Source organism: Citrobacter sp. C348 (assembly GCF_047467975.1).
In the GTDB taxonomy this organism is placed as follows: domain Bacteria; phylum Pseudomonadota; class Gammaproteobacteria; order Enterobacterales; family Enterobacteriaceae; genus Citrobacter; species Citrobacter gillenii.
In genome coordinates this window covers 88,986-104,717 of the sequence record NZ_JASJUJ010000003.1, presented here as the reverse complement: position 1 = coordinate 104,717, position 15,732 = coordinate 88,986, and the positions used below count along the sequence as shown (strand labels likewise).

Sequence of the window (15,732 nt, the reverse complement as noted above, 5' to 3'; positions counted from 1 at the left end):
GTTCGTTAACAGTCTACACTAGAGGCAGGAGGCCCTATGACCCTGTCTTTTACCACCCGCTGGCGTGATGAATTACCAGCAACCTATACGGCACTTTCGCCTACTCCCCTGAAAAATGCGCGCGTAATTTGGCATAACGATATGCTTGCTGAGCAATCAGGGATCCCTGTTGCGCTGTTTAATAATGAACATGGCGCAGGCGTTTGCGGCGGTGAATCGCTGCTGCCCGGCATGTCGCCGTTGGCGCAGGTCTATAGCGGGCACCAGTTTGGCGTCTGGGCCGGTCAACTGGGTGACGGACGCGGGATTCTGCTGGGTGAACAGTTGCTCGCCGATGGCACGACGCTTGACTGGCATCTGAAAGGAGCCGGATTAACGCCATATTCCCGTATGGGGGATGGTCGCGCGGTACTGCGCTCGACCATTCGCGAAAGCCTGGCCAGCGAAGCCATGCATTACCTGGGGATCCCCACCACCCGGGCATTGTCGGTTGTCACCAGCGATACGCCGGTCTACCGTGAAACGGTGGAAGCCGGGGCGATGCTGATTCGCGTGGCGCAAAGTCATATGCGCTTTGGTCACTTTGAACACTTCTACTATCGTCGTGAACCGGAAAAAGTACGTCAACTGGCCGATTTTGCGATTCGCTATTATTGGCCGCACTGGCAGGACGAGGCGGATAAATATCAGCTGTGGTTTCAGGATGTGGTCACGCGCACCGCGACCTTAATTGCCGACTGGCAGACGGTAGGGTTTGCGCACGGGGTGATGAATACCGACAACATGTCGATTCTGGGGCTGACGATGGACTACGGTCCCTTCGGTTTTCTGGATGACTATGTGCCTGATTTTATCTGTAACCATTCGGATCACCAGGGGCGATACAGTTTCGATAATCAACCGGCTGCCGCGCTGTGGAATTTACAGCGGCTGGCGCAAACCCTGTCGCCGTTTATTGCAGTCGACGCACTCAATGACGCGCTGGATAGCTATCAGCTGGCGCTGCTGACCCGTTATGGGCAGCGGATGCGACAAAAACTGGGCTTCTTTAGCGAGCAAAAAAACGATAACGAATTGCTCAGCGAACTGTTTAGCCTGATGGCGCGGGAAAGAAGTGATTTTACGCGAACGTTTCGTATGCTGAGCCAGACGGAACAGCACAGCACGTCTTCGCCGTTGCGCGATGAGTTTATCGACCGGGCCGCATTTGATGACTGGTTTGCGCGCTATCGTTCACGTTTGCAACAGGACAATGTGGCGGACGATGTAAGACAGGCGCAAATGAAAGCGGCCAACCCGGCAATAGTGTTGCGCAACTGGCTGGCGCAGCGGGCAATTAGCCAGGCAGAGCAGGGGGATTACACTGAACTGCATCGCTTACACATCGCGTTGCGCACGCCGTTTACCGACAGGGACGATGACTATGTCAGCCGTCCACCTGACTGGGGTAAGCGGCTGGAAGTCAGTTGTTCAAGCTAACGGGAGAGAAAAACCTGCGGCGAGGCGTTAGCCGGGTGCAGGCCAATGTGAAGCTGGGCGCCGTACCAGCGCATCAGTTCATTGGCCTGTAATACGGCTTCCGGCGTCCCCTGAGAGACAATATGTCCGTCATAGAGCAGGATAATTCTGTCGGCCCACAACGCGGCAAGATTGAGATCGTGAAGGACAACGCATACGTGTAACTCCCCCGCAGCCGTTAGCGACGTTAACAAACGTAACAGCTGCTGCTGATGGTAGAGATCTAACGCTGAAGTCGGTTCATCGAGGAATAACCAGCCGCGTGGCGCACCGTCACACCACAACTGCGCCAGCGCACGGGCAAGCTGTACTCGTTGCTGCTCGCCGCCGGAAAGCGCGGCGTAGTGCCTGCCAGCTAGCGGTGTACATCCGGTCATCGCCATCACCTGAGCGATAAGCGCCGGTTCGGGCCGTTGGGTCCAGGGGGCCCGCCCCATGGCGATCACGGCTTCGACCTGCCAGTCAAAGCCGACCTGTGTTTGTTGGCGCATGACCGCGCGGTGGCGAGACAGGGTCTGCGTACGCCAGTCATGCAAAGGTATTCCATCCAGCAAGCAGCGCCCTGATGACGGAGTCAAAAAGCCGGTCAGCAGGCGCAGCAGCGTGGACTTCCCCGCACCATTTGGGCCGATCAGCGCCACCAGTTCACCCGTTGTCAGCGTCAGCGACACGTCGCGAATCACCGATCGGTCCGCCAAATGATAATGCAGATTCTCGGCGATGAAATGTTCAGCCATGCGAGCCTCGCTGACGAAAAATAAGCCACAAAAACCACGGTGCACCCAGAATACTGGTCAACAGACCCACCGGCATCTCAGCGGGGGCAACGGCCGTGCGTGCGAGGGTATCGGCAATCAACAGTAAGCATGCCCCCGCCAACACAGAGCCAGGGACCACCGCCCGATGATCGGAACCGAGCCACATGCGTATCAAATGCGGGATAACCAGGCCGATAAACCCAATCACGCCGCTGACCGCGACGGCTGCAGCAACTAACAGCGCGCTGCACAGCAGTAAAATGCGTTGTACCCATCGCACGTCAACGCCAAGATAATGTGCGTCTTCTTCACCAAGTTGTAGCAGATTCAGCGCCGGGGCTAAACGCCAGATGAAAAGCACCGTGGGCAGCATCAGCGACGTGACCGCCAGCAGCGTTGACCACTGCGCTGTCCCCAGACTACCCATCCCCCACAGCGACAGCTGGCGCAGCTGCGCATCATTGCTGACCCATGACAACACGCCGACCGCCGCGCCACAAAGCGCGTTGATAGCAATACCCACCAGCAACAGGCGCGAGAGTGAACCGTCGCGCTGTTGACTAAGGATAAAAATCACCCCGGTGGCGGCGAGTGCGCCGAGAAATGCCGCCAACATCGGGGCATACAGCATCAGCAGCGCCGGTAAGGTGACCGGTAATACTACCCACAATGCGACGGCGCAGGCGGCTCCGCTACTGATCCCCAACAGGCCCGGATCGGCAAGTGGATTGCGAAACAACCCCTGCATCACACAGCCCGCCAGCGCCAGTGAACCGCCAATCACCAGCGCCAGCAGCACGCGCGGCAGTCGAATAGTGAGCCAGATTTGACGCAGCGTGCCATCTCCCTCGTGCCAGAACAGGCTTACCGGCAGACGCAATGCGCCAAAACCGGTGGCCACAATCGTCATCACGACCAGCGTAGCGGCCAGCATCCACAAAGAGCAGGTGATACGCCAGGGCATCAGGGCAATTGCTCCGCTTTGGCACGCAGTTGCTGGATGGCCTGCGGCGTACGCACGCTAAAACCCAGCAATGCCATATCGTCAATTTGCAACACCTGCTTATTACGACCAGCGGGCGTTTGCGCCAGTCCCGGCAGCGTCCACAGATTATCTTCACCCCCCATCGCGTTGACGCCGTCTTGGGAAATCACCACCAGATCGGGCTGACTGGCAATCACTCCTTCTTGAGACAAGGGTTGGTAACGGGTAAACCCTTGCATAGCGTTGCGCAAACCTGCGGCACGAATGGCTGCATCGGCTCCGGTTTGCTGTCCGGCCGCCATGGCGGTCATTCCGCCGTGATTGAGAATGAACAGCACGCGTTTGTTGAGTTCCGAGGAGGGCAGTTCAGCCAGCGCCTGGCGTAGGGTTTGGCGTAGCGCCTCGCCTTGTGCTTCGCGATGGGTCGCTTGCGCAATCACCCGGACTTTCTCATCAATCACGCTGAGCGTGTTACCTGCCGGCACCGTAACAACGTTGACCTGACTTTGCTCAAGCTGCTTAAGCACCAGTGAGGGTTGCGCCTGTGCGCTGGCCAGAACCAGCGTAGGGCGGGTGGCAAGGATCCCCTCGGCATTGAGTTGGCGCAAATAGCCCACGTCAGGCAATGCCGTTGCTGCCGCCGGCCACTGGCTGGTACTGTCGCGCGCCACAAGAGATGACTGTGCGCCGAGCGCATAGACAATCTCTGTCACGTCACCGCCGAGGGCGACCACCTTTTCCTCGGCAGCCGCCTGCATCGCCAGTGGCAGAAGCGCTATCAGGACCCACAGTTTTTTCATGCGGCCAGCCCTTTCGGTGTTAACGCATCAATTTGCGTACGCCATTGCTTTTGTTCCGGCTCGCCTTCCGTACGCTGCCCATACAGCTGGGCGATTTGCGTACCGTCGGCTGCAAACAGTTCCAGACTGGTTACGTGACCGTCAGCGGTCGGCTTACGCGTGACCCACGTCTCGGCGACGGTCTCTTCCAGTAGATGCAGCGTAAAGGTCGGGTTGAAAATATTCAGCCAGCCTTTCATTGGCACCAGCTTTTCTACCACACCGGTGAAAATCTGCACGCAGCCGCGGTTGCCGACAAATACCATAATTTCGTTGCCATCCTGACGTGCTGTTTCCAGCAATTGGGCCACCGCACTGTTAGCAACTTTGCAGGCCAGATCGTCGCCCACCAGGTGAAAGGCCTGTTGGCGGGTAAGGTTGTGGCGTTTCAGCAGACTGAAGAACTGATGGACATCGGTCATGGCACGCCACTCTTTGTCTACCGTCGTCGCGTCTGCGTTAACGCCAGAAACGGCGGTTTCGAGTGTTTGCAGCATCAGCGGTGGGTTTTCCGCAAAGATGAAACGGGTCAGCAGCGAGCCCCAGGCAGCAATATCGGTATGCTGCGTGGTGTAGACTTTTAGCAATGCGTCGCCCTGATTATCAAAAAACTGGATACTTTGGCGCTCGCCGTGGGCGGTGGTTTCGCTGATGTGAAATGCGCTGGCCCATTGATTCAGGAATAGGCGTAGATCGAGGGCCCGCGGATTCAGAATGAGTCCGGCATGACCGTTCAGGTGTTGATTCGTAAACGCGCCGATGACTTCATGCACAGCGTATTCATTGCGACAGATGCATTTGGTTTCGCCCACGGTCTCCAGTGCGCTGAGGATCTCTCGCACCTCGCCGCGCAGGCGCCAGGCGTCGTGACTAACGCGTGCAAAGGTGAGTTCCGCTTCACTGATATTCAGCAGCCCGGCGATGTCACGGGCGTATTTGCCAGGTTGTTCTTTTTTCAGTTCCAGCCAGCGTGTGTAGTGATTCATTGCCTCTTCCTTCCTGATGACTGCCCCGGCGCGCCGGGGCAAAGTGATTACCACTGATAACTCACAAAAATTTTGCCGTTGCGCCCATCCTGCGGAATGCCCTGCGGCGACCAGTACGCTTTGTCGAAGGCGTTGCCCAGTACCAGCGTGGTGGTCATGCCTTTCAGCGCCTGCTGGCCCTGGTAGCTGACATAGAAGTCGTTGACCGCATAGCCGGGTTGTTTAGTGTAGCTGCTGCTGATATGGGTTGAGCGGTCGGCAAAGGTGCCGAGCCAGCCAACCGAGAAACCGCTGTGCGCGACAGGCACGTTCAGCTTGCTGGTAACGGTGTCCGGGCTAATGCTGGAAATGTACTCACCGGTGTCGGTATCTTTGCCGCGCGTGCGGTTATAGGCCAAATCCAGACTGAACAGATCGGTGGAGTAGGTTGTCATCACGTCCCAGCCCCAGATTTTGGCGTTAGGGACGTTATAGGACATGGTCGTCGCGGCGGCGAAATCGACGCTGGTGGAGATATAGTCTTTCGCTTTAGTGTCAAAATAGCTGGCTTTAAATTCAAGGGCATCGTTCGCCAGCAGCAGATCGTCAAAGCGCAGCCCGAAGCCATACTCCTGCGTTTTGTTGGTTTCCGGGCGCAGGTTCGGATTAGGCACCCAGTAGTTGGTGTAGAAGCGGCCGATGGAGAAGTGCTTCGCATCGTTGTACATCTCACCCATCGTCGGCGCACGGAAGGCCTGAGCGTAAGATCCAAACAGCATCAGCCAGTCGGTAGGCGTTACGGTCATTCCTGCACGCGAGGACCATTTATCGGCATCAACATCCGCGTAGCCGTCGCTGCTACCGCGGTAAGAATCATAACGTGTGCCGCCCAGCAAGGTCACTGGCAGGTCGCGCAGGGTGATTTCGTCCTGTAACCAGCCGGAGCTGAAATCAATTTTCGCTTCCGGGAAGCCGGTTGTCGCGCCAGCGGGTTGTTGTTCCTGGCGATAGTATTCGCCGCCATACGTCAGCAAATGTGCGGCAAAGGTATCGTTAAACAGGCGTGTACGGTTGTCAATCTTCCCACCCTTGGTCGTTTGCTTGCGAAACTCACCGGTGGCATCCGGGTTTTGCGCGTTAATGCGCGCCTCAGACCAGTAAATACGCGCATCGGCATTCAGCCAGTCATTATCCGCCGGGGCTAACGAGTAGGTCAGTTGGGCATCGCGCTGGATCGTCGAACGGTCGGTCATGGGATTGCTGCTGTCCGCGTCGCTGGCCTGTGGGTTTTTAGGTTCCCGTGCATCGTTGTTGTAATAGCGCAGTGAGCCGGCCAGCGTCTGGGCGTTATCAATTTTCCAGCTGCCTTTTGCCAGCATGTTGTTAATCGCTTCGTCGTTCGGCGCGGTGGTGCCATTACTCTGACGGATGTCACCCCGGTCACGGCTGGACCAGGACAGCAGTCCGTCCAGCGTATCGGTGCGGCCATACGTGCTGGCCCCCATCCCGAGGCTGTGATCCCCTGTTGCCGCGGTACCGAACACGCGGTACCCACTGTTTTTTCCCGCGTCCAGTAGATCGCTGGCATTCGCCGTCTCATAAGCAATGACGCCGCCCAGTGCGCCGCTGCCGTACAGCAGCGCAGACGGGCCGCGCACCACTTCAATACGCTTGATGAGGGCCGGATCGAGGAAGGTGCTGTTGAGGTGTCCGGTGTCAGTGCCTTGACGCACGCCGTCGACCAGTACCAGCACGCCGCGTCGGTCGTAGCCACGCAGGTTGACGTCCTGACCGTTGGTACGACCGGTGCCGTCAAGTGTCAGGCCGGGCACCCTGCGCAGCAGGTCGGCGGCGGAGCTGGCGGTTTGATTTTCCGGGGCCGTCGCATCAATGACGCTGACCATCATGGGGGCTTCAAAGGCGCTGCGGGCGTTGCCGGTCGCGGTAACGGTCATGTCTTCAGCCGCCGCGTAGGCGGTGCCTGGAAGACTGCAGACGATCGCCAGCGCCAGCAGCGATGGGCGCATGCTCGCGGTGTGCAGGTGAGGCATAGCAACTCTCCATTAGAAACTCGAAAAGCGCTGGCTGCCTGGGGATAACCTGGGTGGCTGGCGAAATGTGTGGGTTTATTTCGTTAAAATCAGTTTTCCGGCATGGGTCTGGCGCAGCAGATAATGCTGTCCGTCATGCTCAATGATCACGCGTCCCTCATTGCCCAGCAGGCTTTTGCTGTCAATTCGACGCTCAGCTGCGGGGGCTGGGGGCGGTGTCTTCTTTTTTGCAGGCGTTGCCGTTGTGTTATCCATACGTGACATAGTGTTTAAAAATAACAATCAATGTAACAATGATAATCATTATCATCAAAGTAAAAATTTGCAGCAAGCCTTTTTGTGAAAAAATTGTGACGAGAGCGATTATTGAGCAAAAAAGAGGGAGAAAACAAAGGATTGTCACCGGGTAGCACTGTGCTACCCGGCGAAAAGGTTAGAATCGGCTATCGACCGCCGCTGCAAGTTTCTCGACCAGCAGCTCGGTGTCTTCCCAGTTCAGACACGGATCGGTAATGGACTGACCGTACACCAGCGGTTGACCGCTGACGATTTTTTGTGTCCCTTCGCGCAGGAAGCTTTCTGCCATAATCCCGGCGATGGCCGTTGAGCCATTGCGGATTTGCTGACAGACGTCATCACATACCTCCAGCTGGCGGCGATGTTGCTTCTGGCAATTGCCGTGGCTGAAATCGACCACCAGGTGCTCGGGCAGCGAAAATTCATGCAGCGTATCGCAGGCGGCGGCAATATCTTCTGCAAAGTAATTCGGCTTTTTACCACCGCGCATGATGATATGCCCGTACGGGTTGCCGCTGGTCTGATAGATGGTCATCTGGCCGGTTTTATCCGGTGAGAGGAACATATGGCTGGCGCGGGAAGCGCGAATCGCATCGACGGCGATACGCGTATTACCATCAGTCCCGTTTTTAAACCCAACCGGGCAGGAGAGCGCAGAGGCCATTTCACGGTGGATCTGGCTTTCGGTGGTACGTGCGCCGATAGCGCCCCAGCTGATCAGATCGGCAATAAACTGGCCGGTGACCATATCGAGGAATTCGGTGGCCGTAGGGACCCCCAGCTCGTTGACCTGTAGCAGGAGTTTACGCGCCAGCTCAATGCCGTGGTTGACGCGGTAGCTGCCGTTCAAATCCGGATCGGAAATTAAGCCTTTCCAGCCGACGACGGTGCGCGGTTTTTCAAAATAGGTCCGCATCACGATTTCCAGGCGTGCCTGGTGTTGGGTGCGCAGCGTCTGCAAGCGCGTGGCGTACTCCAGGGCCGCATCGAGGTCGTGAATCGAGCAGGGACCCACGATCACCAGCAAACGAGGATCTTCGCCATTCAGTATTTTTTCTATCCGGCGTCGGGAATCCGTCACGTGATGAGCGACAGAGGACGACACAGGATGCCGTTGCGCCAGCTCAGCGGGAGTGACCAGATTGTCAATACGCGCAGTACGGAGTTCATCAGTTCGGTTCATTACGTGTCTCAGAAATTTGTTGCTTCAACGGCAGGACTACCGGGAAGTGATGCGCATCACGATAAACCAATCCCTGCTGATTTCAAGTGCGAGGCGTGTCACACCTCGCAAGCCAGCGTTTATGCTAACAAAAAAATGAACCATTGCACTAGCATTCTAGTACATGCGGCGATTTAGTCCCATAATATCGAGGATCTTGGTGGCAATTTCTTCTACCGAATAGTTGGTACTGTTGAGCCATGGGATCTTGTTTTTACGGTATAACGCTTCAACTTCGGCCACTTCCATTCGGCACTGGCGCAGCGAGGCATAACGACTGTTTTCTCTGCGCTCTTCGCGGATCGCCGTCAGGCGTTCCGGATCAATGGTCAGACCAAAAAGTTTATGTTGCAGCGGTTTTAGCGACGCAGGCAGTACCAGGTTATCCATATCATCGGCAATAAAGGGGTAGTTCGCCGCCCGGATGCCAAACTGCATCGCCAGATACAGGCTGGTTGGCGTTTTACCGCAGCGGGAGACGCCGAGCAAAATAACCTGCGCCTGATCGAGGTTGCGCAACGAAATACCGTCATCGTGGGCGAGGGCGTAATCAATGGCGGCAATGCGCGCGTCGTACTTATTGAGGTTGCCGGGATTCAGTCCGTGCGTGCGATGAGCGATTGGAGTCGGGTCGAGTTTCATCTCATCTTGCAGCGGTGCGACCAGCGCCTGGACGATATCCTGACAGAAGCCCTCGCTTTGCAAAATGATTGAGCGAATTTCCGGCAACACGATGGAGTAGAACACCAGCGGACGCACACCCGTTTGCTGGTAAATGGCGTCAATCTGGTCTTTCACCGCGCGGGCGCGGCTCTCATTTTCAACAAACGGCAGCGTAATACTGCTGATCGTAACCGGAAATTGCGACATCACCGCGTGGCCCAATACCTCTGCGGTGATGGCCGTGCCATCAGAAATATAAAATACGTGACGATCAACAGCATTATCCATTTTGCTCATCCTGGGGGCAGATATAATTCTCTGAAAGCATAAATTAAAATGCGTAAGAAGCGAATATTGTTGTCGCCATTTTATAAAGTGAAACGGTATTTTTATATTTACTGAAAAGTACATTTCATTTTTCGGAACGAATGTTTAGACCGACTGTTTTTGTGGTGATCCCGTGCCGCTCGCGGGTTTGCGCAAATGCGGAAACAATCTGAAAAAATAAAAAATAAAGTTGCTTGAACGATTCACCGTTTTTTTCGCCGCGGTAAATATGCAAAGATAATTACGCAAAATTGAGTTTCCTAACCTCGTTCATATATAAGGATTGTTCGATGTCCAACAATGGCTCGTCACCGCTGGTGCTTTGGTATAACCAACTCGGCATGAATGATGTAGACAGAGTTGGAGGCAAAAATGCCTCCCTGGGTGAAATGATTACTAACCTTTCAGGTATGGGTGTTTCCGTACCGAATGGTTTTGCAACGACCGCCGATGCGTTTAACCTGTTTCTGGAGCAAAGCGGTGTAAACCAGCGCATTTATGAACTGCTGGATAAAACGGATATCGACGATGTCACCGAGCTTGCCAAAGCCGGGGCGCAGATCCGCCAGTGGATTATCGACACTCCTTTCCAGCCTGAGCTGGAAAATGCCGTCCGCGATGCCTACGCGCAGCTTTCCGCGGACGATGCCCATGCCTCTTTTGCCGTGCGCTCCTCCGCCACCGCAGAAGATATGCCTGATGCTTCATTTGCCGGTCAGCAGGAAACGTTCCTCAACGTCCAGGGCTTTGATGCCGTGCTGGTGGCCATCAAGCACGTCTTTGCTTCGCTGTTTAACGACCGTGCAATTTCTTACCGTGTGCACCAGGGTTATGACCACCGCGGTGTGGCGCTTTCTGCTGGCGTTCAGCGGATGGTGCGCTCTGACCTGGCCTCTTCGGGCGTCATGTTCTCTATCGATACCGAATCCGGCTTCGATCAGGTGGTATTTATCACCTCCGCATGGGGTCTGGGCGAAATGGTCGTTCAGGGCGCCGTTAACCCGGATGAATTCTATGTGCACAAACCGACCCTGGCGGCTAACCGTCCGGCTATCGTGCGTCGCACCATGGGTTCGAAAAAAATCCGCATGATCTACGCCCCGACCCAGGAACATGGCAAACAGGTGACGATCGAAGATGTGCCGCAGCAACAGCGCGATATTTTCTCACTGACGAACGAGGAAGTGCAGGAACTGGCGAAGCAGGCGGTGCAAATCGAGAAGCACTACGGTCGTCCGATGGACATCGAATGGGCGAAAGACGGTCACACCGGCAAGCTGTTTATTGTGCAGGCGCGTCCGGAAACCGTTCGTTCTCGCGGCCAGGTGATGGAGCGTTATACGCTGCATGCGCAGGGCAAAATCATTGCTGAAGGCCGTGCTATCGGCCATCGCATCGGTGCGGGTCCGGTAAAAGTCATTCATGACATCAGCGAAATGAACCGCATTGAACCTGGTGACGTGCTGGTCACTGACATGACCGACCCGGACTGGGAACCGATTATGAAAAAAGCGGCGGCGATTGTCACCAACCGTGGCGGTCGTACTTGTCACGCGGCAATCATCGCCCGTGAACTGGGGATCCCAGCGGTAGTAGGCTGTGGTGATGCGACCGATCGCATCACGGAAGGCGAGAATGTGACCGTCTCCTGTGCCGAAGGTGACACCGGCTACGTGTATGCCGATATGCTCGACTTTAGCGTTAAGAGTTCCAGCGTCGAAACGATGCCGGATCTGCCGTTGAAGGTGATGATGAACGTCGGTAACCCGGACCGTGCTTTCGACTTCGCTTGCCTGCCAAACGAAGGTGTCGGACTGGCGCGTCTGGAATTTATCATCAACCGCATGATTGGCGTGCATCCTCGTGCGCTGCTGGAATTTGATGATCAGACGCCGGAACTGCAAAACGAAATCCGCGGGATGATGAAAGGTTTTGATTCGCCGCGTGAATTCTACGTCGGTCGTCTGACCGAAGGGATCGCGACGCTGGGTGCGGCGTTCTATCCAAAACGTGTCATTGTGCGGATGTCAGACTTTAAGTCCAACGAGTATGCCAACCTGGTCGGCGGTGAGCGTTATGAGCCGCACGAAGAGAACCCGATGCTGGGCTTCCGTGGCGCGGGTCGTTACGTTGCAGACAGCTTCCGCGACTGCTTCGCACTTGAATGTGACGCGGTGAAACGTGTGCGCAACGAGATGGGACTGACTAACGTTGAAGTGATGGTGCCGTTTGTGCGTACCGTGGCGCAGGCTAAGGCAGTGGTGGAAGAGCTGGCTCGTCAGGGTCTGAAGCGCGGTGAAAACGGGCTGAAGATAATCATGATGTGTGAGATCCCATCCAACGCCCTGCTGGCTGAGCAGTTCCTTGAATACTTCGACGGTTTCTCCATCGGCTCGAACGACATGACGCAGCTGGCGCTGGGTCTGGACCGTGATTCCGGCGTGGTGTCTGAACTGTTTGATGAGCGTAACGATGCGGTGAAAGCGCTGCTGTCGATGGCGATTCGCGCAGCTAAGAAACAGGGTAAATACGTGGGTATTTGCGGTCAGGGCCCCTCTGACCACGAAGACTTCGCAGCCTGGTTGATGGAAGAGGGGATCGACAGCCTGTCGCTGAACCCGGATACCGTCGTACAGACCTGGCTGAGCCTGGCGGAACTGAACAAGTAATACTCTGCCGGATGGCGGCATCAATGCCTTATCCGGCCTACGGTTAGCTTTCAACGTAGGCCGGATAAGATGCGTTAGCATCGCCATCCGGCATTCATACTTTGCTCAGGCGCTGAATAATATCCTGACGAAGTTGATACTTCTGAATTTTACCGGCGGCGGTGCGCGGTAATTTCTCGACAATCACCAGATGTTCCGGATACTTGTATTTTGCCACCCGCTTGCGGCTGAAAAAGGCCACCACCGATTCCAGCGACAGCGAATGATGCGGCGGTTTAAGCACCACATAAGCGCACGACCTTTCCCCTAAACGTTCATCCGGCATTGCCACCACGCAGGCATCGTGAATACGCGGATGCTGCAATAAAATGTCCTCGACCTCGCGGCTGCTGATATTTTCGCCACCGCGCACGATAATATCTTTCTTACGTCCGGTAATCTGAATGTAGCCCGCCTCATCCATGCGGCATAAGTCACCGCTGTAGTACCAGCCGTCTTGATCCAGTGCTCTGGCGGTCATTTCGGGTTCATCAAGGTAGCCCATAAACACGTTCGGACCGCGCGAGGCTTCTTCGCCCTCCACGCCTGGCGGCAGCGTATTACGTGCCTCGTCGACCACTTTAATTTCGACACCCGCAGCGGCGTAGCCGTCGGTATTCATCATGTGGGAAAGCGAATCATCGAGATTCACCACTGCATGCGGTGAGCTTTCGGTCGAGCCGTAAACGCTTAACAGTTTAATGCCGCGCTGCTGGCACTCGCGGGCAATTTTCTGTGGAATAGTGGTGCCGCCGCATAAGAAGAAGCGTAACGATGAGAGGTCGTAAGGCTTTTTTTCCACGCAACACAGCATGTCATAGACGAAGGGTGTGGCGCCGAGGACGCAGGTACAGCGCTGTTGCTCCAGCAGTTCAAGGCAGGCGGTTGGGGTAAAAATATCCAGCAGCACGCTGCGTGCGCCAATTAAAAAGGGGGCCGTGACGCCGTGCAGAAAACCGGTGGCGTGCCCCAGCGGTGCAGGCATTAAAAAAACATCCTGCCAGTTGAGGTTAAGGCGGGCGCAGTAGGCGCGTTCGCTGGCGAGAATATTGTTATGGGTCAGCATTACTCCTTTTGGCATACCCTCCGTGCCGGAGGTGAACAGCACGGCGGCTAACGCGTCGGCGTGCACGCTAACGGTGTGGGTTAACGGGGGGGAGGTCAGAAGCTGGCTTAGCGCCAGCGAAGCAGTTGCCGGGGCCAGTTTATCCACGGCAATAATTTGTTGCAGGTGCGGCAACTGATTCTGTAAGGGCAGGATCAGATCCACCGGACGGCTCTGTTTAAACAGGGTTGGTGCAAAAAAAATCTTCGCCTTGCATTTGTTCAGCACCCACACCAGCTCCGCTTCGCGCCAGGCGGGCAGTAGCGGTACCGAAACGGCGCCGGTTTTCAGGCAAGCCAGATAAATCACGGTAAATTCACACCAGCCCGGCAACTGGAAGGCCACCCGATCGCCGGGTTGAATGCCGCTGGCTAAAAACCAGGTGGCCAGGCTGCTGGCGGCGCGGTCGAGTGCGGCGTAAGTGTATGCATCGCCGTGATTATCGACCACGGCAATTTTATCCGGTACGGCCCGGGCGGTCTGGCTCCAGTAATCGCCCAGTGAGGCATCACCCCACAGTCCTTGCTGTCGCCAGGCATGACGACGCTCGGCGTTAAACGTTAATCTGACACTCATTGCTTTGTCCCTGGATGATTGCGGCATACGTCTTGCCGGACGGCGACTGGGCCTTATCCGGCCTGCAACTGGCAATATCCGTTATCCATAACGAAAATCGATGCCAAAAGTGCCGAGCGGGTACGTCCATTGTTCAAGTATTGTTTCGCCGCACAGCACCCGACAGGTTCCGCACTCCAGACATCCGGCGGAATCAAAATGGATATTTCCGGCCTCGTCCTGCTTGTACAGCCCGGCGGGGCAGGCATAGAGCAGTTTGCGAAACTCGTTCAGATCCGGGTGGGTGGCCAGAATAATGTGTGGATGTCCTTCATCAACGTTGAATTTATTGACGCCCAGCTTGACGTCAACGTTCACGGTGTTGTTCTGGTTCATAACGCGGTCGCTCCCTTAATGCCGTCTTTCAGTAAGTTCATTAACCCAATGCGTTTTACATGGGGCATGATCCTTTTGCGCATTGGGGGCGTCGGACGTCCGTCAACGGTGAATATTTCGCTCATGATATCCGCCACCATGCGCGGGTACTGGGTGAACAGACGTGGGTTTTCCATCAGTGCCGGGATCTTGCGAAAATGCTGTAACTCATGCATGACGCAACCCTGCTCGAGGGTATGCTGGTATTCCCTCAGGCTGTTGGCGGAGAAATCCTGGCGTTCTTTCGCCGCGATAGCCGTTTTCGCCGCCGCCTCTGCGGAGGCAATGGCCAAATCCATGCCGCGGATCGTATACCCCAGATTCAGGCAAAAACCGGCGGCATCGCCGACGATCATCACGCCGTCACCGACCAGTTCAGGCACCATTGCCAGACCGCCTTCTGGCACCATATGCGCCGAGTATTCCAGCAGTTCGCCTCCGGCAATCAGCGGACGAATGGTTGGATGCTGCTTAAAGTCTTCCAGCAGTTGTGGAACGCTCTTCGTCGCGTGAGCGATATCGCCCAGTCCACAAACCAGCCCCAGAGAAATTGAATCCTGATTGGTGTACAGAAAACCACCGCCCATTAGCCCGTTAGACGGGGAACCAGCAAACAGCCAGGCTGCACCGTCGTTGCCCGAAAGATTGAAGCGGTCTGCAATGATAGCGGGCGGCAAGCTAATCAACTCTTTCACGCCGACGGCATAGTGGTGTGCTGATGTGGGGGGAACCATGCCAAGCGAGCGGCCGAGTAGGGAATTGACGCCGTCAGCGAGGATGACGATGTTAGCCTCCAGAACATCGTCACCGGCCTGAACGCCCGTAACCTTATTGCCTTCGCGGATTAATGAATCGACGCGTACGCCTGGAATAAACTGCGCGCCAGCCTGTTCGGCTTTATCCATTAGCCACGGGTCAAAACGGCTGCGTAAAACCGTGTACGAATCCTGGGTTGCGGCCGTGTTTTTTTCTCCATGAAAGTCGAGCGTGACGGCGCTTTCTTCGGTTAGAAAGGAGATTTTCTCGCGCGTCACTTTACGCTCGACAGGCGCTTCCTCGGCAAATCCTGGCATGATGCTTTCAAGGCTGTGTGCATAGAGCCGCCCGCCGGTCATGTTCTTACTGCCTGCACTGTTTCCGCGCTCGATGACCAGTACGTCCAGTCCGGCTTTTGCCATTACGTAGCCAGCGACCGCTCCCGCCACGCCAGCACCAACCACGATGGCATCAAATTTTTCATCTGACATGCTTATGCTCCCTTCCCGCCGCGAGCGCAGCGGGAGATGTGGATTAAATGAGGGGGG

13 protein-coding genes are annotated in these 15,732 nt (G+C 55.9%); 2 read left to right on the top strand and 11 right to left on the bottom strand.

The features are described 5' to 3' along the window. Positions 1-36 precede the first annotated feature (36 nt). Positions 37-1,479, top strand: a complete 1,443-nt coding sequence (selO, locus tag QNN86_RS07060) for a protein adenylyltransferase SelO (RefSeq protein WP_414210838.1) — start codon at positions 37-39, stop codon at positions 1,477-1,479. Here the strand turns inward: selO and QNN86_RS07055 are convergent. From QNN86_RS07055 to ppsR, 8 genes are all read right to left on the bottom strand, one after another. Continuing rightward, positions 1,476-2,255: a heme ABC transporter ATP-binding protein gene (locus QNN86_RS07055; RefSeq protein ID WP_414210837.1), complete on the bottom strand. Its 780-nt coding sequence runs from the start codon at positions 2,253-2,255 to the stop codon at positions 1,476-1,478. The two genes, selO and QNN86_RS07055, sit on opposite strands and share 4 nt — an antisense overlap. Then, on the bottom strand, positions 2,248-3,240 hold the full coding sequence (locus QNN86_RS07050) for a FecCD family ABC transporter permease (protein ID WP_414210836.1): 993 nt from the start codon (positions 3,238-3,240) through the stop codon (positions 2,248-2,250). Before QNN86_RS07050 ends, QNN86_RS07055 begins: the two co-directional genes overlap by 8 nt. Then, complete coding sequence (locus QNN86_RS07045; protein WP_182269934.1) at positions 3,240-4,061, bottom strand: heme/hemin ABC transporter substrate-binding protein; 822 nt, start codon at positions 4,059-4,061, stop codon at positions 3,240-3,242. Before QNN86_RS07045 ends, QNN86_RS07050 begins: the two co-directional genes overlap by 1 nt. Next, entirely contained in the window at positions 4,058-5,086 is a 1,029-nt protein-coding gene (gene chuS, locus QNN86_RS07040; protein ID WP_414210835.1) for a hematinate-forming heme oxygenase ChuS, read from the bottom strand. The genes QNN86_RS07045 and chuS overlap by 4 nt, the downstream gene beginning before the upstream one ends. A 47-nt stretch (positions 5,087-5,133) precedes the next feature. Then, positions 5,134-7,116, bottom strand: coding sequence for a TonB-dependent hemoglobin/transferrin/lactoferrin family receptor (locus QNN86_RS07035; RefSeq protein ID WP_182269932.1), 1,983 nt, complete (start codon positions 7,114-7,116; stop codon positions 5,134-5,136). A gap of 75 nt (positions 7,117-7,191) precedes the next feature. After that, the gene (hemP, locus tag QNN86_RS07030) at positions 7,192-7,380 is read right to left on the bottom strand and encodes a hemin uptake protein HemP (protein ID WP_182269931.1); all 189 of its coding nucleotides are present in this window, start codon (positions 7,378-7,380) and stop codon (positions 7,192-7,194) included. A 169-nt stretch (positions 7,381-7,549) separates the two neighbouring features. Beyond that, entirely contained in the window at positions 7,550-8,596 is a 1,047-nt protein-coding gene (aroH, locus tag QNN86_RS07025) for a 3-deoxy-7-phosphoheptulonate synthase AroH (RefSeq protein WP_096757239.1), read from the bottom strand. Between the two features lie 156 nt (positions 8,597-8,752). Further along, complete coding sequence (gene ppsR, locus QNN86_RS07020) at positions 8,753-9,586, bottom strand: posphoenolpyruvate synthetase regulatory kinase/phosphorylase PpsR (protein WP_181619292.1); 834 nt, start codon at positions 9,584-9,586, stop codon at positions 8,753-8,755. Positions 9,587-9,915: 329 nt separating this feature from the next. On the opposite strand from ppsR, the gene ppsA reads away from it, so the two are divergent. Further along, positions 9,916-12,294, top strand: a complete 2,379-nt coding sequence (gene ppsA, locus QNN86_RS07015; protein ID WP_181619293.1) for a phosphoenolpyruvate synthase — start codon at positions 9,916-9,918, stop codon at positions 12,292-12,294. A 94-nt stretch (positions 12,295-12,388) separates the two neighbouring features. Here the strand turns inward: ppsA and fadK are convergent, their stop codons facing one another. The 3 genes from fadK to QNN86_RS07000 form a co-directional block, all read right to left on the bottom strand. Then, a complete protein-coding gene (gene fadK / locus QNN86_RS07010) occupies positions 12,389-14,014 on the bottom strand; it encodes a medium-chain fatty-acid--CoA ligase (protein ID WP_414210834.1) in 1,626 nt (541 codons plus the stop codon). Positions 14,015-14,095: 81 nt separating this feature from the next. Continuing rightward, positions 14,096-14,389, bottom strand: a complete 294-nt coding sequence (locus tag QNN86_RS07005; protein ID WP_115258648.1) for a ferredoxin family protein — start codon at positions 14,387-14,389, stop codon at positions 14,096-14,098. Continuing rightward, complete coding sequence (locus QNN86_RS07000) at positions 14,386-15,675, bottom strand: FAD-dependent oxidoreductase (protein WP_414210833.1); 1,290 nt, start codon at positions 15,673-15,675, stop codon at positions 14,386-14,388. Before QNN86_RS07000 ends, QNN86_RS07005 begins: the two co-directional genes overlap by 4 nt. Between the last annotated feature and the right edge of the window lie 57 nt (positions 15,676-15,732).